Genomic DNA, 20,096 nt, shown 5'->3' on the forward strand with positions numbered 1-20,096 from the left:
AATTTTAATTTATTATGAGGTTTTTATATTTTGAAAAAAAATATAGTTGTATTAGCATATTCTGGAGGATTGGATACTTCAGCAATTATTCCATGGATTAAAGAGAATTATGATTTAGATATTTTTTCATTAGTAATAGATCTTGGGCAATCTAAAAAAGATTTACAAGGAATTAAAAAAAAAGCAATAGAATCTGGTTCTATTGGATGTAAAGTACTTGATTTAAAAAAAATTTTTGTTAAAGATTATATTTATCCTTTATTAAGAACTGGTGCATTATATGAAGGAAAATATTTTTTAGGAACAGCTATTGCTAGACCGATAATAGCAAAAGCTCAAGTAGAGTTAGCAAATAAAATTAATGCGTCAGCATTAGCGCATGGAGCAACTGGAAAGGGAAATGATCAAATTAGGTTTGAAATTAATTATTCGATGTTAGCTCCGGATTTAAAAGTTATTGCGCCATGGAGACAATGGAAATTAAAATCTAGAGAAGATCTTTTAAATTATTTAAAGAAAAGAAATATTCATACTACTGCGAGTTTAAAGAAAATTTATAGTCGTGATGAAAATGTTTGGCATATTTCTACTGAAGGTGGATTATTAGAAGATTTATGGAATGAGTCTCAAGAAGATTGTTGGGTATGGACTAACAGCGTTGAAAATGCTCCAAATATTCCAGAATATATTACAATTAAAATTAAAAAAGGTTGTGTTATTTCTATTAATAATAAAAAATATAGTCCTTTACGTTGTTTAATAAAATTAAATAAAATTGGATCTATTCACGGAATAGGTAGAGTAGATGTAGTTGAAAATAGAATTATTGGATTAAAATCTAGAGGTTGTTACGAAACTCCAGGAGGAACGATTATGAATGAAGCGATTCGATCTATTGAACAATTAGTATTGGATAGAGAATCTATGAAATGGAGAGAAAAATTATCATTAGAAATGTCTCATATTATATATGAGGGAAAATGGTTTTCTCCAATTCGAGAATCAATTCAATCAGCTTCAGATGTTTTATCTAATAATATTACTGGAGAAGTTGTTTTAAAATTATATAAAGGTGTAGTAAGTGCTGTTAAGAAAAGATCTTCTTATTCTTTATATTTAAAATCTTATTCTACTTTTGGATCAGATTCTGTTTATAATCAGTCTGATGCTAATGGTTTTATAAATTTATTTTCTCTTTCTTCTAAAATTAGAGCAATACAAAAAAAATAATTATTTTTTAAAATTAAAAATTTTAATTTTTTATTTTAAAAAAAAATTTTCAGGAAAATAAAATATGGCTCTTTGGGGTGGAAGGTTTACAAAAGAACAAGATTCTTTTTTTAAAAAATTTAATAGTTCTTTAAAAATTGATTTTATTTTAATAAAAGAAGATATAAAAGGTTCTATAGCTTGGTCTAAAATACTTTTAGATAGCAAAATAATTACAATAGAAGAACAAAAAAAATTGGAAACTTCTTTAACTTTAATTTTAGAAGAGATAAAAGATAATCCTAAAAAAATATTATTTAGTAATTCAGAAGATATACATTCTTGGGTAGAAAAAAAATTAATTTATATGTTAGGTAAAGTAGGAAAAAAAATTCATACTGGTAGAAGTAGAAATGATCAAGTTGCAACAGATTTAAGATTATGGTGTAAAATACAAATTAAAAAGATTCAAAAAAGTTTAATAATTTTTAAAAAATCTTTAATTCATTTATCAGAAAAATATTTTTCTCATATAATGCCTGGTTATACTCATTTACAAAGAGCTCAACCTATACTTTTTTCTCATTGGTGTTTAGCATATTTTGAAATGATAAAAAGAGATTTTGAGAGATTAAATGATGTTTTTAAAAGAATTAATATTAGTCCATTAGGTTCTGGTGCTTTATCTGGTACTGGGTGGAAAATTAATCGAGAAAAATTAGCAAGATTTATGAAATTTTCTAAAGCAAGTAATAATAGTTTAGATAGTGTTTCTGATAGGGATTATGTTATAGAATTATTATCTATAGCTTCAATAGGAATGATGCATTTATCTAGATTTTCTGAAGATTTAATTTTTTTTAATTCAGGAGAATGTAATTTTATTGAATTATCAGATACGATAACTTCAGGATCATCATTAATGCCTCAAAAAAAAAATCCAGATGCTTTAGAATTAATAAGAGGAAAAACTGGTCGTGTATATGGAGATTTAATAAATATTTTAGTTATATTTAAAGGGTTGCCTTTGTCATATAATAAGGATATGCAGGAAGATAAAGAAGGATTGTTTAATTCTTTAAATATATGGAAGAATTGTCTAAAAATGTCTTCAATTGTTTTATCTAATTTAAAATTAAATAAAAAAAAATGTATAAAATCTGCAGAATCTGGCTACTCTAATTCTACTGATTTAGCTGATTATTTAGTAAGGAAAGGAGTTAGTTTTAGGGATTCTCATGAGATTACAGGGAAAATAGTTTTATATGCAATAAAAAAAAAAAAATCTCTTTCAGATATAAAATTAAAATGTTTACAAAAATTTTGTTCAATAATTGAAAATAATGTTTATAAAAGTATAAAATTAAAAAATTGTTTAAAAAAAAAAGAATCTAAAGGTGGAACTTCTCCAATTCAAGTTTTTTCTGAAATTAAAGATGCTAAGAAATATCTTTTAAAATTACAGTTTAAAAATAAAGTTTAGTAATTTATATTAAAATATTTTTTTTTAAAAATATTTTATTTTAAAATTTTATATAAAATATTTATATTTATTTTTTTTTAAAAATTGCGTATTTATTTTAAAAAATTTTAAATATTATTTTAAAAAATTTATTAATTTTAAATAATTTATATAAAAAAATATTTAAAATTTTAAAAAAATAAATATATTTTTTAAAAAAAATAAAATTAAATAAAATAAAAATAATAAGAGATTAAATATGTTAGATAAAAATGATAAAGAGAAAGAAATTAAAAAAAAAGAAGTTTTTAAAATTCAAAAAATTTATATTAAAGATCTTTCATTTGAATCTCCTAATTCTCCAAATATTTTTAAAGAAAATTGGAATCCAAAAATTTCTTGTGATTTAAATAATGTATTTAATAAATTAGAAGATTTTTTATTTGATATAACTTTAAGAGTTATTGTTAAAGTATATATTGATTTTAAATTAGTTTTTTTATGTGAAGTACATCAGTCTGGAATTTTTTATGTTAAAGGATTTTCTAAAAAAAAACTTCTTTATTGTTTAAATGTATATTGTCCAAATATTTTATTTCCTTATATTAGAGAATGTGTTTCAAATTTAACATCACGTGGTGGATTTCCTCAATTAAATTTAGAACCTGTTAATTTTGACTCAATTTTTTTAAAAGAAAATAAAAAAATATAATTTATTGAAATTTTTAAATATATTTTTATTATATTCTAATGTAATTTTAAAATTTGTTGTTAACAATAATCATTATTAAATTATTGTTAACGATTTTTTATATAAAAATTTTTTTTTTTTTTAATCATCTAAAAAACTTTTTAAAATTTCAGATCTACTAGGATGTCTTAGTTTTCTTAATGCTTTTGCTTCTATTTGACGAATTCTTTCTCTAGTAACATCAAATTGTTTTCCAACTTCTTCTAACGTATGATCAGTATTCATATCAATTCCGAATCTCATACGTAAAACTTTTGCTTCTCTTGGAGTTAATCCAGAAAGAATGTTATTAGTTGCATTTTTTAAACTTTTAGATGTTGCTGATTCTAAAGGTAGTTCAAGAGTAGTATCTTCAATAAAGTCTCCTAAATGTGAATCTTCATCATCTCCTATTGGAGTTTCCATAGATATTGGTTCTTTTGCAATTTTTAAAACTTTTCTAATTTTTTCTTCAGAAATTAGCATTTTTTCTGAAAGTTCTTCGGGTGTTGGTTCTCTTCCTATTTCTTGTAGAATTTGTCTTGATATTCTATTTAGTTTATTAATTGTTTCAATCATATGCACAGGAATTCTAATTGTTCTTGCTTGATCAGCTATTGATCTTGTAATAGCTTGTCTAATCCACCATGTTGCATAAGTTGAAAATTTATAACCTCTACGGTATTCAAATTTATCTACTGCTTTCATTAATCCAATATTTCCTTCTTGAATTAAATCTAAAAATTGTAATCCTCGATTAGTATATTTTTTTGCAATAGAAATAACTAATCTTAAATTTGCTTCAACCATTTCTTTTTTTGCAAATTTAGCTTTTTTTTCTCCAATAATAATTTTTTTATTAATTTTTTTTATTTGGCTAATAGAAATATTCATTTTACTTTCTATTCTATGTAGTTTTTTAATTCTATATTTAATATTTTTTTTAAATTTGTTTATTTTTTTTGCCCATTTTTTCTTCATTTTTTGAGCTTTTTTAAACCATATAATATTTGCTTCGTTTCCTAAAAATATTTTAATAAATATTTTTCTTGGCATTTTACATTTTTTTACACACAAATTTATAAGAATTTTTTCTTGTAATCTAATTTTTTTTATAATTAAACGTAAATTTTTTAATAAATAATTAAATTGTTTAGGAGTTAATTTAAATTGTTTAAAAAGTATAGATAATTTTTTAATTTCTTGTATTGAGTCTATATGATTTCTTTTTTTTTTTTGAATAATTTTGTTAGTAATAATATATTGATTTTTTAATTCAGAAAATTTTTTTTTTGCTAGTTTTTTATCTATTTTTTCTTCTTCAGAATTTTTATTATTTTTTTTATTAGAACTTTTTAAAATTGTACTTTTTACATTAGAATTATTATTTTTAATAAAATTATTACAATTTTTTTTAATATTTTTATCTAAAAATCCTGTAATTACTTCTGAAATTTTTATTTTTCCAGATTCAATAAATTCATATTGTTTTAAAATATATGTAATAGATTGTGGATATTTTGAAATGGAAGATTGTATTTGTTTAATTCCTTTTTCTATTCTTTTTGCTATTTTTATTTCTCCTTCTCTTGTTAATAATTGAACAGTTCCCATTTCTCTCATATACATTCTTATTGGATCTGTTGTTCTAACTAGCTCTGTATCAACATTTGATAAAACTTGTTTAACTGCTTCGACAGTATCTTCATCAGTATCATTATTTTCTCTTGAATTATTTAAAATTAAATCATCTGAATCTGGAGCATTTTCAACTACTTGAATTCCCATATCTTTGATCATGTGAATTATATGTTGAATTTGTTCAGAATCAACCATACTTTCTGGTAAATGATCATTTATTTCAGAGAAAGTTAAAAATCCTTGTTCTTTCCCATAAGTAATAAGAGATTTGAGTTGTGATTTTGGTTTTTGATCCATACGATAATATCCATTTTATTTATTTAAATTAAGGATAAAAATAATTTTTAAATTACATTTTTAATGTAAATAATTTTTATATATGATATATTTTTTATCGTTTTTATTTTTTTAAAAAAAATTCTTTATTTTTTTGATAAATTTATTAGTTTTTTATTCATTAACCATATTTTTTTTTTATCTTTTTTGTTTAGTTTTTTTATTTTTTCTTTTGAAAGAATTTTTCCAATTTTCTTTTTTATAAATTTTTTTTTTAAATAGTTTAATATTTCTATAAAAGTTTTTTTAATTTTTTTTTTCGAAATCAGATTTTTCCATTTAGCTAAATATTTTAAAATATTGTATATTTTTTTTTCTCTATATTGTTCTAATAAAATTCCTGTATTAATATTTTTGTTTTTTTTACATTTTTTAATAATATTTAGAAATATTTTTATACTGTATTTATTTTTTTTTAAAAAAAATTTTTCTTTTACTAATTTATGTAGTTTAGGTTTTTGAATAATAAGACTAATTAATACTTTCATTAAAGTATATTTTTTTTTTTTTTTTTTAAATTTAATTTTTTTATTTTTTAAAAAAAATTTTTTTAAAGAAGATTTATCAAAAATTCCAATTTTTTTTCCTAACAATTCATATAGTAAAAATCTATATGTTGTACTTGGAATAATTTTTATAAAAGAATTTGCTTGATAAATAAAATTTTTTTTTCCTTCTATTGTATTAATATCATTTTTTTTTAGTAATTTTGAAAATAAATATTCTGACATAAAAATTGATTTTTTAATTCTTTTTTTAAATTTATTTTTTCCTTCTTTTTTTAGAATTGAGTCTGGATCTTCATTTTTTGGAAGAAATATAAATTTTATTAATCTTTTTCCATATAAATATGGTAAGGATTTTATTAATGTGTTCCAAGATGCTTTTTTCCCTGCTTTATCTCCATCATAACAAAATATAATTATATCAGTTAGATTAAATAGAATTTTTATTTGTTCTTGGGTACAAGCCGTTCCTAGAATAGAAACAGAATTTTTTATATTAAATTGATTTAATGAAATAACATCAAAATATCCTTCTACAACTAGTAAATATTTTCTTTTATTTCTTTTTTTTTTTATTTCATATATTCCATAAATTTGTTTTTTTTTATGAAATATTTTTGTTTCAGGTGAATTAATATATTTTGGTAATTTTTTTTTAGTTAATATTCTACCTCCAAATCCATTTATTCTTCCATTTTTATCTCTAATTGGAAATATTATTCTTTTATTAAATCTATTATATATTTTTCCTGAATAATTAATTTTTATAATTCCTGCGTTAATTAAATCTTTTTTATTAAATTTTTTTAATTGTGTATCTAATATTTTTTTCATAGATACTTTATTAGAATAACCTATTAAAAATAAATTTAATATATTTGATTTAATTCCTCTTTTTTTTATATATTTTAATGCTTTATTTGATTGTTTTTTAAAAAAATTTTTATAATATATAAATGCAATATTTTCCATTATATTATATAAATTTTTTCTTTTTTTATATGTTTTTTGAAAGTTTATATCATTTTTTTTATATGGAATAGATATGTTATTTAAAATTGATAATTCTTCTATACATTCTATAAAATTTAATCCATCATAATGCATTAAAAAATCAATAACGTTTCCATGAGTGTTACATCCGAAACAATGATAAAATTGTTTTTCATAACTTACTATAAATGAAGGAGTTTTTTCTTCGTGAAAAGGACATTTAGATTGATAATTTTTTCCTTTTTTTTTTAGAGATATTTTTGAATTAATAATATCTATAATGTTTGTTTTAGAAATTATTTCATTAATAAATACTTTTGGAATTTTTCCGATCATATGCCTTATTTAAAATAGGTTTATTATATTTAAAATTTTGCCGTTCGTATAAAAAAAAATGAACGGTCTTATATTTTTTTTTCTTTTTTTTTTAACACATTTAGTACATTCTAGTTCTTTTTAAATTTTCTCGACATAGTTTTTTTGTTAATCTTTTTACAGCAGAAGCTTTAGCTCTTTTTCTTTCAGTTGTTGGTTTTTCATAACATTCTCTTCTTCTTATTTCTGATAAAATTCCAGCTTTTTCACAAGATCTTTTAAATCTTCTTAGAGCTACATCAAATGGTTCGTTTTCACGTATTTTAATTATTGGCATTATTTTCTTTTTTTATTTAGTTTATTTAATGTTATAAGATAGTTTATCAAATTTATAAGTTTAAATCAGTTTAATTCAAAAATAATTTATATTAAAGGATACAATATGAAAATTTTAGGTATTGAAACGTCATGCGATGATACTGGAATTGCTTTATATGATAGTACTTATGGTTTAATATTTAACGAAAAAATAAGTCAATCACATATACATAATAAATATGGTGGAATTGTTCCAGAAATAGCATCAAGAGAACATTTGTTAAATTTATTTAAAATAATTAACAAAATTTTAAAAAATAAAAATTTTTTTTTAAAAGATATTACTGCAATAGCTTATACTGAAGGTCCTGGATTAGTTGGTTCATTGCTAGTTGGAGCAACTTTTGGAATTTCTTTAGCATATTCTTTAAATATACCAGCTATTCCTGTAAATCATATGGAAGCTCATTTATTATCAACTATGATGGAAAAAAAAAAATGTCCAATATTTCCTTTTTTAACTCTTTTGGTTTCTGGAAAACATACACAATTAATTTATTCAAAAAAAATTGGAAAATATATTTTATTAGGAGAAACTCTAGATGATAGTGCTGGAGAAGCATTTGATAAAATTTCACGAAAATTAAAATTAAAATATCCAGGAGGTCCAGAAATTTCAAAACTTTCAAAATTTGGAATTTTTAATAAATATTTTTTTCCAAGACCTATGATTTATCAAAATAATTTAAATTTTAGTTTTTCTGGATTAAAAACATCAGTTATAAATTTTATAAATAAGTTTTCTTATTTAAGTTTTCAAAATAAAGCTGATATTTCAAATGCTTTTGAACATGCAGTAATAGATGTTTTAGTTTATAAATGTAAAAAAGCTATTCAAAAAAAATCTTTAAATAGATTAGTAGTTGCTGGAGGAGTTAGTTCAAATATTTTATTAAGAAAAAAGTTAAAAAAAATGTTATTAAAATATAATGGAAAAGTTTATTTTTCGAAACCAGAATTTTGTACAGATAATGGAGCTATGATAGCATATACAGGAATGTTAAAATTTAAATTAAATAAATTTAAATCTGATTTTAATATTAATGTATATCCAAAATTAAGTATTTATAAATAATTTTTTTTAAATAATTTATTAAGATAGTTTTTTTTTAAATATTATATATTTTAAAATATTTTTTATAGAAATAATAGTTATATTATTTTTTTTATTTTTCTTTTTTTTTTTTTTTTTTTTTGAAAATTTTATATAATATTTTATATTTGACATAGAATTATTTTTATTTATGAATTTTCTTATTACACTATATTTTTTTATATTTAGTAAATTTAACTATTTCTAATAGAAGATTTTTTATTACATTTTTTATATTTTATTTTTTTTTTTTTTTTTTGTATTATATATTTAATGGAAACATATTTCTATATTTATTTAAATTTTTAGGAAAGAAATTATTTGAAATTGTAGTGGTAATAATTTTTATTCAATTGTATACGAAAACCTCTGTAGTAATTCCTAATATTTTTTTTAATGTTTATTATAAAATTATTTTTATATTTACTTGTATTATTTTTTATCATCATTTGCAGATTTAACTTTTTTTATTTTTTAATACATAAATATATTATACCGATAGTATATCTAATATTAAGGAAATTTGTGGAATTTTTTATAATTTCTGTAGAAAAAAATAAGTTTTCTTTATTTTCTATTTTTTGTTACTTAAATAATTATTTTTTTTCTTAATTTAAATTATGAAATAGTTCTTTTAATTTTTGGTTAGAATTATTAAATTCGAATAATTTTTTATTTATTTAATATATTCTCTAATTTTCAATAAAATATATAAAAATTGTAAATATTTATTATAAAATTTTAGTATATTTTATATTCTTATATTATTATATCTATAATATTTTTTATGTTTTTTAGTTTTTTTTTTCTTATTTTTTTACTAAATTTTTTAAATTTTTATTTTATAATTATTAAAATTTTAAGTAAGGTAGTAAATGAAAATTTATTTAGTTGGAGGAGCTATTAGAAATAGTTTATTAAAATTACCAGTACAAGATCGTGATTGGGTAGTTGTAGGATCTACTCCAAAAGATTTAATTAAAAAAGGGTTTAAACAAGTTGGAAAAGATTTTCCAGTTTTTTTACATCCAAAAACTTTTGAAGAATATGCTTTAGCTAGAACTGAAAAAAAACTTGCATTTGGTCATAAAGGATTTAGTACAAATTTTTCAAAAAATATTACTTTACATGATGATTTGTTTAGAAGAGATTTAACTATAAATGCTATTGCTCAGGATAAACATGGAAATTTTATAGATCCATGTAATGGTTTACAAGATATTAAATTAAGATTATTAAGACATGTTTCTCAATCATTTAAAGAAGATCCATTAAGAGTTTTAAGAGTTGCAAGATTTGCTTCTCAATTATCTCATTTAGGATTTCGAGTTGATAAAAGTACTATGAAATTAATGCAAGAAGTTGTAAAAACTGGAGAAATATCTTCTTTAACTAGTCATCGTGTATGGAATGAAACGAAAAAAGCTTTAATTTCTTATTCTCCTCATGTATATTTTTGTATTTTAAAACAATGTAATGCTTTGTCTATTTTATTTCCAGAATTAAATTTTTTATATAATATAAAAGAAAAACATTTTTATTTTAAAAACAATAATTTAGGAGATCATTTTTTATTTTCTTTATCTAATTTTTCAAAAAATTATAAAGAATTTGATATAAGATTTGCATTTTTATGTCAATTTTTTATTTATTATTGTTATTTTTTTAATTTTAAAGAAAAATTTAAAGAAAGTAAGGATATTTTACATTTAGTTAAAAATATGTGTATTAGATTAAATATTCCTATTTTTATTAGGAAATTATCTTATATAGTGTCAAATAATTATTTTTTTTTACATAATATTTTTTTAATGTCTTCTCTTGATATTGTTTTGTTATTTAATAAAATAGATATTTGGAGAATTCCTTCTAGAATAATTAAAATAGGGATATTAAGTGAATATTGTATATTTTTTTATAAATGCAAATACAATTGTTATAGATATAATATAAAAAATTTTTTAAAAATAATTTTTCTTTTATTAAATTCTATTTCTATAAAATGGATTATAAAAAATGGTTTTAAAGGATATTTAATTAAAAAAGAATTGATTAGATTACGTGTTTTATTGTTAGACATTTATAGATTAAAAGTTTTTTTAATTAAATAGTGTTTTTTATTTTCTATATATTAAATTTATATTTTTTTAAAATTTAAAAAAATATTTTTTTTAAACGGCGTTTGAACGCCGTTTAAATGATATTTTTTAATTTTTATTAACATACATAATAACACTTTTTCCAGCAGTGATTAAACCAGTTTTTTTTGTTATAATTTTAATTTCGTCGATATTAGATATAACAACAGGAGTAATAATTGATTTTGATATTTTTTTTAATAATTTTAAATTAACTTTTAGAATTAGATCTCCTTTTTTTACTTTTTGTCCATCTTTTGCATAAGATTTAAAGCCTTTTCCGTTTAGTTGTACTGTATCAATTCCAAAATGTACAAAAATTTGAATTCCTTCTGGAGATTCAATTGAAAATGCATGAAGAGTTTTAAAAATTTTTCCTATTATTCCATCGATAGGAGAAACAATTTTTTTTCCAGTTGGTTCAATTGCTATTCCATCTCCTACTATTTTTTTAGAAAAAACTATATCTGGAACTTTTTCAATTGGAATTATTTGACCTGATAAAGGTGCTATAATTTCTATTTTTTTATTTAAATGAGCATCTTTTTTAAAAAAAAGATTTGAAATAAAGCTCATTATATTCTCCTATTTTATTTATAATAAACCTTCTTTTTTATTAAAATTTTTAATTAATTTTTTTACTTTTTTTATTGTAGATTGTTTTAATACATTTTTAGCTAATTTTTTTGCTTTAATAAAATTTATTTTTCTTATAATATTTTTAATTATTGGAATAGAAATTGAACTCATACTTAATTCATCTACACCTAAACCAATTAATAAGGAAGTATATTTTTTATTACTTGCTAATTCTCCACATATTCCAGTCCATTTTTTTTGTTTATGTGATGAGTTAATAACTTTTTTTATTAAATATAGTATAGATGGACTCATTGTTTGATATAATTTTGAAATATTTTCGTTTCCTCGATCTACAGCTAATGTATATTGTGTAAGATCATTTGTTCCTATACTAAAAAAATCTACTTCTTTTGCTAAGTGTTTAGAGATGATTGCTGAAGAAGGGGTTTCTATCATAACTCCTAATTTAATATTTTTATCAAAATTAATTTTTCTTTTTTTTAGTTCAATTTTTATTTTTTTAATTTCTTTTTTTAAATATATGATTTCTTCCATTGAAATTATCATTGGAAACATAATTTTAAATTTTCCAAATTCTGATGCTCTAAAAATAGCAATTAATTGATCACGTAAAACATTTATATTATCTATAGAAACTCTAATAGCTCTCCACCCAAGAAATGGATTATCTTCTTTTGGAAATTTCATGTAAGATAAATTTTTATCTCCTCCAATATCCATGGTTCTAATAATAATGCTTTTTCCTTTCATTTTTTTTGCTACTGATTTATATGCTTGAAATTGTTCTTCTTCAGTAGGAAAGTTATCTCTTCCCATAAATAAAAATTCTGTTCTATATAATCCAATTGATTCTGATCCATATTTTTTTGAGTTTATTACATCATTATAATTTCCTATATTTGATCCAATTTTAATTTTTTTTCCGTCAATTGTTGTTGCTGACAGATTTTTTAATGATTCTAATTTTTTTTGTTGTTTAAGATATATTTTTTTTTTTATTTTTAGTTTTTTTATCAAATATTTATTTGGATTGATAATAATTTTATTATTTATGCTATCTAAAATTAAAAAATCTCCATTTTTAACTCTTTTTGTTATATCTCCTATACCTACAATAGCTGGTATTTCTAAAGATCTTGCCATAATTGATGTGTGAGAAGTTTTTCCTCCTAGATTTGTTGCAAATCCAATAATATTTTTTAAATTCATTTGAGCTGTTTGAGATGGAGTTAAATCATTTGTTATTAATATAATTTTTTTTTTTATATTATTTAAGTCTATAACTTTTATATTTAATATATTTTTTAACAATCGATTTCCTATATCTCTTATATCTATAGATCTATTTTTTAAATATTCGTCTTTTATTTTTTCTAATGTTGTAATTTGTTCTTGTATTATTTTTTCTATTGCATATTCAGCGCAAATAAGTTTTTTTTGAATTAAAGTGATAATTTCTTTTTCAAGTTCTTCATCTTCTAATAAAAGTATGTGTCCTTCAAAAATAGATGCTTTTTTTTTTCCAAATTTTTTTTCTGCTTGTATTTTTATTTCGTTAATTTGTTGTACTGATTTTTTTCTAGCTTTTAGAAATTTTTTTATTTCTTTTAATATATTTTTCTTAGATATTTTTTTTTTATTAATTTTAATTTTTTTTTCTTTAAAAAGAAGGGCGTTTCCAAAAACAATGCCTGGTGATGCTGAAATTCCTGAAATCATGACATTACCTTTGAATATAATAATGATAGTTGTTAATATAAAATATTTTTTACAAAAATTTTACTGATTATTTTAAAATTATTTATATTTTTTTATTTTTATATAAGTTTTTTAATAAAAATAGATAGTTTATTAATTGCTATTTTTTCATCTGAACCTTCAACAGATAAGATTATTTTACTGCCTTTACTTAATCCTAATGTTTGCAATTTAAATAAACTTTTTGCATTTGCTTTTTTTCCATTTGAAATAATTGTAATTTTTGAAATATACTTTTTTGCTTCTTGTACTAGTTTTGCAGCAGGTCTAGTATGTAATCCATTAGGTGAATTTATATGTATTTTTTTTTGAAGCATTTTAAATTTTATCCTTAATAAAAATTTTTATGTTTTTATATAAAATGTTTGATTAATTTTTTTTATTTTGATAAATTTTTATAAAAATTCTTATTTTTTTATTACAAAATAAATAATTTTTATATTAACATTAATATTTATACTCTTACAAAAAAAATTAAATAAAAATTTTTCTTTTTTTAAAATATTTTTAGTTATTTATTTTTTGTTGTTTTAATGGGATTTTTTGGTATTTTTTAAAAATTTTTGTAAGAGTTATATTTAAATAAAAAAATATTATATAATACATTTTATTAAAATAATTTAATTGTAAATAATGAATATTATTAAAAAAAAAATAAAAAAGTTACAAAATATTATAATTTATCATAATTATTTATATTTTTTTTTAGAAAAACCTATTATTACAGATTTTAGATATGACTATTTATTTAATAAATTAAAAATTTTAGAAAATAAATATTTTAAGAATAGAGATTTTAATTCTCCTACTCAATTAATAGGTTCTAGTTTTTTTAATAAACCTTTATTAAAAAATCATTTAACTCCTGTTCTTTCATTAAATAATGTTTTTGATAAAAATTCTTTTACAAAATTTTATAATAAAATAATAAATTATAGACAAGAAGAATCTTATATAAATTTTTTTTGTGAATTAAAATTTGATGGAATTGCTTTAAATTTAATATATGAGAATGGTATTTTAAAAAAAGCTTTAACTCGTGGGGATGGAGAATTAGGAGAAGATGTTACTAAAAATGTTTTTTTTATTAAATCTATTCCTTTAGTTTTGAATAGTAAAAATATTCCTCAAATTATGGAAATAAGAGGAGAAGTTTTAATGTTAAAAAAAGATTTTTTATCTTTAAATAAAAAAAAATCTAAAACTTGTAATAAATTTTCTAATGCAAGAAATTTAGTATCTGGAACTTTACGTCATACTAATTTAAACGAATTTAGAACTAGAAAGTTATTTTTTGTTTGTCATGGTTTTGAATTATTTGATTATTTTAAAAATATAGATAGTTATTATAAAATATTAATGGAAATAAAAAATTTTGGTTTTTATATTAATAAAAATTTTGTTTTATGTTCTTCATTAAATGAAATTATTGATTTTTATAATAAAATAAAAAATTTTAGATCTAAATTAGAATTTGACATTGATGGGATTGTAATTAAAATAGATTCTTTAAATTTGAGAAAAAAAATTGGTAATTTATCAAATTTTCCAAAATGGGCTATTGCATATAAATTTCCAAGTGAAGAAAAAAAAACTAAATTATTAAATGTTTCTTTTCAAGTTGGACGTACTGGAATTATTACTCCTGTTGCTCATTTTAATTCTATAAAAATATCTGGAGCAATAATTAGAAGAGCTTCTTTATATAATAATAATGAGTTAAAAAAATTAAATTTATATATTGGAGATACAATATTTGTATCTCGTATGGGAGATGTAATTCCTAAAATTATTAAAAAAAAAATTTCTTCTGAAAATATTTTTTCAAAAAAAGTAAAATTTCCAAAAAAATGTCCTTCTTGTTTAACTTATTTAAAAATTTCAAATGATAAAAAAAATTATTATTGTAAGAATTATTTATTTTGTTTAGAACAGATAAAAAAGCGTTTAATTCATTTTTTTTCTAAATCATCTTTTCAGATTAAAGATTTAGGTCCTCAAATTATTAATCAGCTTGTTGAAAAAAAAAATTTTTATAATCCAATAGATTATTTTAATTTAAATAAAGATATTTTAAATGATTTAAAAAATGTTGGAAATATTACTTTAAAAAACATTTTATCTTCTTTAAAAAAATTTAAAAAAATTAGTTTAGATAAATTTATTTTTTCATGTGGAATTAAAGGAGTTGGAAAAATTAATTCGATAAATTTATCAAATTATTTTAAATCTTTACATAATTTAATAAATTCTAAAGAGCAAGATTTTTTAAAGGTTTTTGGAATTGGAAAAGAAATATCAAAAAATTTATTTTTATTTTTTTCTAAGGAACAAAATAAAAAAATAATAGATAACTTATTAAACAAATTTAAAATAAATATTTATAAAAAAAAAATAAAAAAAATAAATAATTTTTTTTATAATAAAAACATTTTAATTACTGGTGAATTAAAAAATTTTTCTAGATTAGAAATTACAAAAAAATTAGAAAATTTTGGAGGTCAAATTAAAAATAATTGTTCAAAAAAAATTAATTTAGTTGTGAAAGGTAAGAAACCTGGAAAAAAATTAATACAATCAATAAAATTAAATATAGAAATTATAGATGAAGAAGAATTGTTAGAAAAATTGTATGAAATAAAAAATTAATTTTTTTTGGGTCGTGCAGGATTTGAACCTGCGACCAATTGATTAAAAGTCAACTGCTCTACCGACTGAGCTAACGACCCTAAATTTTAAAATTTGGGTAATGACGGGTTCGAACCGCCGACATCCTCCGTGTAAGAGAGGCGCTCTACCAACTGAGCTAATCACCCATTTTTTTATTATATTTTTATAAATTTTTTATATTTTTTTAAAATAAAAATTTTTATTTGATTTTATTATTTTTTTATTTTTTATTTCTAATTTTAAAAATTTTTATTTTATTATATAATATTTTTATTAAAAAATACAATAAATTTTATAAATAAGGGATATTATGTTTATAAAAACTCGTTTTGCTCCTAGTCCTACTGGAGAATTGCATTTTGGAAATATTAGAACAGCTTTGTATTCTTGGTTGTATGCAAAAAAAAATAATGGATCTTTTATTTTAAGAATTGAAGATACTGATTTAATTAGATCTAAAGATATTTATTCAAAAAAAATTATTAATACATTAAAATGGTTAAATTTAGATTGGGATGAAGGTCCTTATTTTCAAAGTGAAAAAATTAAACATTATCAAGAAATTATTACATTTATGTTAAAAAATAAATTAGCATATAAATGTTATTGTGGATATAAAAAATTAAATTTTATTAAAAAAAATCAAATTTTAAATAAAGAAAAACCAAGATATAATGGATTTTGCAGGAATTTAAAAGATAATTTTAAAAGTTTAAATAAATATGTAATTAGATTTAAAAATCCTTTATTTGGAAAAGTATCTTTTTGTGATTCTATTAGAGGAAAAATTACGTTTAAGAATTCTGAATTAGATGATTTAATAATTCAACGAGAAAATGGAATGCCGACATATAATTTTTGTGTTGTAATTGATGATATGGAATCTAAAATTACGCATGTTATAAGAGGTGAAGATCACATTAATAATACTCCGCGTCAAATTAATATTTTGAATTCTTTAGGTGCGAAATTACCATCTTATTCTCATTTGTCTTTAATTTTAAATAATAAACATAAAATTTTATCAAAAAGAGATAATTCATCTAAAGTTTTAGAATATAAAAATTTAGGATATTTTCCAGAAGCTATTTTAAATTATATAGTAAGATTAGGATGGTCTCATAAAAATCAAGAGATTTTTAGTATTAATGAAATGATTGAATTATTTAATTTAAAGTCAATTAATAAGTCTTCTAGTATTTTTGATGAAATGAAACTTCTTTGGGTAAATAAACATTATATGTCTTCTAGTAGTATAAAAAAAATAAAAAAAATTTTAATATCTTTTTTTAAAAAAAATAAATTAAATTTTGAAAATGGACCAAAATTAAATATAATTATTAAAGCTTTCTCTAAACGTTGTTCTACTGTTCTTGAGTTATTTAATTCAATTTCAATTTTTTATAAAAATAATGTATATGAGTACAATGATGAATATATAAGATTACATTTAAATAAAAATAGTGTAGAAATTATTGAAAAAATATATCAAATATTTTTAGATTTATCAGTTTGGAATGAATTTAAAATTCTTAATTCTATAAAAAATTTTTCTGTATTAAATAATATTTTATTAAAAAATTTAATAATTCCTATTCGTATTGCTTTAATCGGAAATATTCATTCTATAGGAATTGATAAGATATTATTTTTTTTTGGTAAGAAAAAAACTTTATTATTTTTAAAAAAATTTTTAAAACATATTAAAAAAGTTTTTGTTTAATTTTTAAAGTATTTTTTATAAATAATTTAGAGATATATTAAAAAAAAAAAAAAAAAAAAATAAAAAATTTTTAATTTATTATAAAATTTTTTATTTTTTAAAGATTAAATAATATTTAATATATTACTAGTATAATATATTTTGATATATTATAAAAACTTATTAATTATTTTTTATATTTGTATATTCATTATTTCATGATAGGTTGAAATTATTTGATTTCTTATTTGAATAGTGATTTCTAATGAACTTTTTGAATTTGAAAGATTAATTAAAAGTTTATTAAAAAAATTTTTTGAATTTTCTAAATTTAATTTAGATTCGTTATTTATTTTCTTGTTTTGAAGTTTTTTTAATGAATTTTTTAAATGTATTGAAAATGTTTTATCAAGAATATTTTTTTTTTTTTGAAAATTTATTTTTTTATGAATTTTTTGTATATGAGACAAGTAATTAAGTTTGTTAATAAGCATATTTTTTCCTTTTAAAAAAAAATAATTTGTTTTTATATTTTCAAATTATTATATAATATCATAATTTTATATTATTAAAAAAAAATTTTAAATTTTACATTCATAAATATTTTATATAATATTTTAAAGAAGATATTTTATAAATTCACTTTAGGTGATTAAAAAATTATGGGTTTAAAAAAAAAAAACAATAAAAATATATTTAATTATATTTTTTTTTATTTTAGAAGAAATAAAAAGTTATTACTTATATTTTTTCTTTGTTTTTTAATTACTTTTATTTCTTTTTTTATTTGGTTTTATTATCCTAATTATAATTTTTTTTATAAAAATTTATTTTTTAATGATAATAATGTTAATGTTAAAAAATTTGTGAATATGAATGATATAAATAATAATTCTAAAATTTTAAAATCATCATTTATTTCTAAAGAAAAAAAAGTTAATGATAACGAAGAAAATGTTATAGGTTTAAATTCAAAGAATTTACTTCCTGGATTTGAGTTATTAGATGAAGAAAAATTTGGAATTAGTTCATTTAATGAACAAATAAATTATCAGAGAGCTTTAGAAGGAGAATTATCTCGAACTATAGAGAGATTAATTTTTGTAAAAAATGCTCGTGTTCATTTATCTATTCCAAAAATTTCATATATTTTAAATGAAAAAAATTTTTCTTCTGCTTCTGTTTTTTTAAATATTAATAAAAGAAGTAATTTTAATAATAAAATTTATAGTTCTATAATTAATCTTTTATCTACTAGTATTTATAATTTACCTAAAAAAAATATTACTATTGTAAATCAATTTGGAGACTTATTGCGAGGATCTGATAAATCTTTAAAAAATAAAAATAATTTTAATTCTATTAATTATATTAATTCTATTGAAAAGAGATATAAAAATAAAATAGAAAATGTTCTTTTTCCTATATTTGGAAAAGAAAATGTTGTAGTTGAAGTAACAGCTAAAATTAATTTAAATAAAAAATATAAATCAAAAGATTATGATCAAAAAGAAATAAAAAAAGAACTTGTAAATTTTAATTCTGATTCTTTTAATAAATACGTTAATTTAAATAAAAATTTTTATAGTGATAAAAAAAATAATTTTTATTTTATGGACGATTATAATTTTATAAAAAATACAGGATATGAATTACATAATTATAATTTTTTATCTAATTTATCAAATAATGTTGATAAAGATTTTATTCCTTCAAAAAATATTATTAAACCATTAATTAATAAAGAAAATCTCAATAAAGAAAATTATAAAAATTTTAAAAAAATAATAAATTTTAATAAGCTTCCAATTATATCTATTACAATAGTTTTAAATTATAAAAAAAAATCTAATGGAGATTATATTCCATTAAATAATAATGAAATTTTAAATTTAAAAAAATTAGTAAGAAAAGTTGTAAATTTTTCAATATTTAGAGGAGATTCAATTGATATATTTAATTATAAATTTACAAATTTAGAACCTCCTATTGTAAAATATACTCCTATTCAAAAAAAAGAATCTATAAATAGAATTATAGGTTTAGTTCCTTGGTTTTTATTATTTTTCTTTTTATCTTTTTTTATAACTTCTTTTTATTCATTTAAAAAAATAACTAAAAAATTTCAAGATAATAATTTAAATTTTTTAATTAATTTTAAAAAATGTTATGAAGATAATCAAGATAAAAATGTTTTATTAGATAAAAATTTAAAAAATAAAAATAATTTAATTGATAAAAAAAATAAAATTAAAGAAGAGTAATAAATTTTTTAAAAAATAAGTATATTTTATAAAAATTTTTTAAAATAAAAACAAAAATTTTATTGATTTAAAAATTTTTTTTCATTAAAATTTTTATTTTTTTCTTTTTTCTTAAAATTTTAATATAATTAAAATATTTTTTTTATATTTTAAATTTTTGTAGTAGTATTAAAAATTTAAAAAATTTCATTTAAACATTTTTTTTTAAATGAAATTTTTTATATAAATAAAAATATTTTTTTAAAATATAATACTTTCTTTATTTTTTTAAAAAAATTTAAGAATTTTTTCAGTATTT

Annotated in this window: 15 protein-coding genes and 2 tRNA genes; 8 read left to right on the top strand and 9 right to left on the bottom strand. The window is 18.6% G+C overall.

What is annotated here, in order from left to right:
* Positions 1-30: 30 nt before the first annotated feature.
* The 3 genes from AACK90_RS01545 to secB all read left to right on the top strand — a co-directional run bounded on the left by AACK90_RS01545 (position 31) and on the right by secB (position 3,383).
* The gene (locus AACK90_RS01545; RefSeq protein ID WP_339043012.1) at positions 31-1,230 is read left to right on the top strand and encodes an argininosuccinate synthase; all 1,200 of its coding nucleotides are present in this window, start codon (positions 31-33) and stop codon (positions 1,228-1,230) included.
* Between the two features lie 64 nt (positions 1,231-1,294).
* Complete coding sequence (gene argH, locus AACK90_RS01550) at positions 1,295-2,692, top strand: argininosuccinate lyase (RefSeq protein WP_339043014.1); 1,398 nt, start codon at positions 1,295-1,297, stop codon at positions 2,690-2,692.
* A gap of 238 nt (positions 2,693-2,930) precedes the next feature.
* Positions 2,931-3,383: a protein-export chaperone SecB gene (gene secB, locus AACK90_RS01555; RefSeq protein WP_339043016.1), complete on the top strand. Its 453-nt coding sequence runs from the start codon at positions 2,931-2,933 to the stop codon at positions 3,381-3,383.
* Between the two features lie 120 nt (positions 3,384-3,503).
* On the opposite strand, the gene rpoD is transcribed toward secB, so the two are convergent.
* The 3 genes from rpoD to rpsU form a co-directional block, all read right to left on the bottom strand.
* On the bottom strand, positions 3,504-5,339 hold the full coding sequence (gene rpoD, locus AACK90_RS01560; protein WP_339043018.1) for an RNA polymerase sigma factor RpoD: 1,836 nt from the start codon (positions 5,337-5,339) through the stop codon (positions 3,504-3,506).
* 125 nt (positions 5,340-5,464) lie between these two features.
* Positions 5,465-7,213 carry a DNA primase gene (gene dnaG, locus AACK90_RS01565; RefSeq protein ID WP_339043020.1) on the bottom strand — a complete coding sequence of 583 codons (1,749 nt, stop codon included), beginning with the start codon at positions 7,211-7,213 and terminating at the stop codon, positions 5,465-5,467.
* Between the two features lie 100 nt (positions 7,214-7,313).
* On the bottom strand, positions 7,314-7,529 hold the full coding sequence (rpsU, locus tag AACK90_RS01570; protein ID WP_339043022.1) for a 30S ribosomal protein S21: 216 nt from the start codon (positions 7,527-7,529) through the stop codon (positions 7,314-7,316).
* Positions 7,530-7,634: 105 nt separating this feature from the next.
* Between rpsU and tsaD the strand changes: the two genes are divergently transcribed.
* Positions 7,635-8,645 carry a tRNA (adenosine(37)-N6)-threonylcarbamoyltransferase complex transferase subunit TsaD gene (gene tsaD, locus AACK90_RS01575; RefSeq protein WP_339043024.1) on the top strand — a complete coding sequence of 337 codons (1,011 nt, stop codon included), beginning with the start codon at positions 7,635-7,637 and terminating at the stop codon, positions 8,643-8,645.
* 893 nt (positions 8,646-9,538) lie between these two features.
* On the top strand, positions 9,539-10,774 hold the full coding sequence (locus tag AACK90_RS01580) for a tRNA CCA-pyrophosphorylase (protein WP_339043026.1): 1,236 nt from the start codon (positions 9,539-9,541) through the stop codon (positions 10,772-10,774).
* A gap of 96 nt (positions 10,775-10,870) precedes the next feature.
* On the opposite strand, the gene crr is transcribed toward AACK90_RS01580, so the two are convergent.
* From crr to AACK90_RS01595, 3 genes are all read right to left on the bottom strand, one after another.
* The gene (gene crr / locus AACK90_RS01585; protein ID WP_339043028.1) at positions 10,871-11,377 is read right to left on the bottom strand and encodes a PTS glucose transporter subunit IIA; all 507 of its coding nucleotides are present in this window, start codon (positions 11,375-11,377) and stop codon (positions 10,871-10,873) included.
* Positions 11,378-11,395: 18 nt separating this feature from the next.
* Entirely contained in the window at positions 11,396-13,123 is a 1,728-nt protein-coding gene (gene ptsI / locus AACK90_RS01590; RefSeq protein ID WP_339043030.1) for a phosphoenolpyruvate-protein phosphotransferase PtsI, read from the bottom strand.
* A gap of 98 nt (positions 13,124-13,221) precedes the next feature.
* Positions 13,222-13,479: an HPr family phosphocarrier protein gene (locus tag AACK90_RS01595; protein WP_339043032.1), complete on the bottom strand. Its 258-nt coding sequence runs from the start codon at positions 13,477-13,479 to the stop codon at positions 13,222-13,224.
* 316 nt (positions 13,480-13,795) lie between these two features.
* On the opposite strand from AACK90_RS01595, the gene ligA reads away from it, so the two are divergent.
* Positions 13,796-15,811, top strand: a complete 2,016-nt coding sequence (gene ligA / locus AACK90_RS01600) for an NAD-dependent DNA ligase LigA (RefSeq protein WP_339043034.1) — start codon at positions 13,796-13,798, stop codon at positions 15,809-15,811.
* A gap of 7 nt (positions 15,812-15,818) precedes the next feature.
* Here the strand turns inward: ligA and AACK90_RS01605 are convergent.
* Positions 15,819-15,891 (bottom strand) — tRNA-Lys (locus AACK90_RS01605).
* A 14-nt stretch (positions 15,892-15,905) separates the two neighbouring features.
* A tRNA-Val gene (locus tag AACK90_RS01610) sits at positions 15,906-15,978 on the bottom strand.
* 164 nt (positions 15,979-16,142) lie between these two features.
* Between AACK90_RS01610 and gltX the strand changes: the two genes are divergently transcribed.
* Positions 16,143-17,555 (top strand): glutamate--tRNA ligase, encoded by a 1,413-nt coding sequence (gene gltX / locus AACK90_RS01615; protein WP_339043036.1) that lies wholly within the window; start codon positions 16,143-16,145, stop codon positions 17,553-17,555.
* 173 nt (positions 17,556-17,728) lie between these two features.
* Here gltX and AACK90_RS01620 read toward each other — a convergent pair whose 3' ends face one another.
* The gene (locus AACK90_RS01620) at positions 17,729-18,028 is read right to left on the bottom strand and encodes a flagellar hook-basal body complex protein FliE (RefSeq protein WP_339043038.1); all 300 of its coding nucleotides are present in this window, start codon (positions 18,026-18,028) and stop codon (positions 17,729-17,731) included.
* A 168-nt stretch (positions 18,029-18,196) separates the two neighbouring features.
* Here AACK90_RS01620 and fliF point away from each other — a divergent pair, with 168 nt between their 5' ends.
* Positions 18,197-19,798, top strand: a complete 1,602-nt coding sequence (gene fliF / locus AACK90_RS01625) for a flagellar basal-body MS-ring/collar protein FliF (RefSeq protein ID WP_339043042.1) — start codon at positions 18,197-18,199, stop codon at positions 19,796-19,798.
* Positions 19,799-20,096: the final 298 nt, after the last annotated feature.

Source organism: Buchnera aphidicola (Periphyllus acericola), from assembly GCF_964019855.1.
In the GTDB taxonomy this organism is placed as follows: Bacteria; Pseudomonadota; Gammaproteobacteria; order Enterobacterales; family Enterobacteriaceae; genus Buchnera_J; species Buchnera_J aphidicola_BC.

Coding starts and splice junctions, on each gene's coding strand:
- argH (WP_339043014.1), top strand. CDS start 1,295: ATGGCTCTTTGGGGTGGAAGGTTTACAAAAGAACAAGATTCTTTTTTT.
- secB (WP_339043016.1), top strand. CDS start 2,931: ATGTTAGATAAAAATGATAAAGAGAAAGAAATTAAAAAAAAAGAAGTT.
- rpoD (WP_339043018.1), bottom strand. CDS start 5,339: ATGGATCAAAAACCAAAATCACAACTCAAATCTCTTATTACTTATGGG.
- dnaG (WP_339043020.1), bottom strand. CDS start 7,213: ATGATCGGAAAAATTCCAAAAGTATTTATTAATGAAATAATTTCTAAA.
- rpsU (WP_339043022.1), bottom strand. CDS start 7,529: ATGCCAATAATTAAAATACGTGAAAACGAACCATTTGATGTAGCTCTA.
- tsaD (WP_339043024.1), top strand. CDS start 7,635: ATGAAAATTTTAGGTATTGAAACGTCATGCGATGATACTGGAATTGCT.
- AACK90_RS01580 (WP_339043026.1), top strand. CDS start 9,539: ATGAAAATTTATTTAGTTGGAGGAGCTATTAGAAATAGTTTATTAAAA.
- crr (WP_339043028.1), bottom strand. CDS start 11,377: ATGAGCTTTATTTCAAATCTTTTTTTTAAAAAAGATGCTCATTTAAAT.
- ptsI (WP_339043030.1), bottom strand. CDS start 13,123: ATGATTTCAGGAATTTCAGCATCACCAGGCATTGTTTTTGGAAACGCC.
- AACK90_RS01595 (WP_339043032.1), bottom strand. CDS start 13,479: ATGCTTCAAAAAAAAATACATATAAATTCACCTAATGGATTACATACT.
- ligA (WP_339043034.1), top strand. CDS start 13,796: ATGAATATTATTAAAAAAAAAATAAAAAAGTTACAAAATATTATAATT.
- gltX (WP_339043036.1), top strand. CDS start 16,143: ATGTTTATAAAAACTCGTTTTGCTCCTAGTCCTACTGGAGAATTGCAT.
- AACK90_RS01620 (WP_339043038.1), bottom strand. CDS start 18,028: ATGCTTATTAACAAACTTAATTACTTGTCTCATATACAAAAAATTCAT.
- fliF (WP_339043042.1), top strand. CDS start 18,197: ATGGGTTTAAAAAAAAAAAACAATAAAAATATATTTAATTATATTTTT.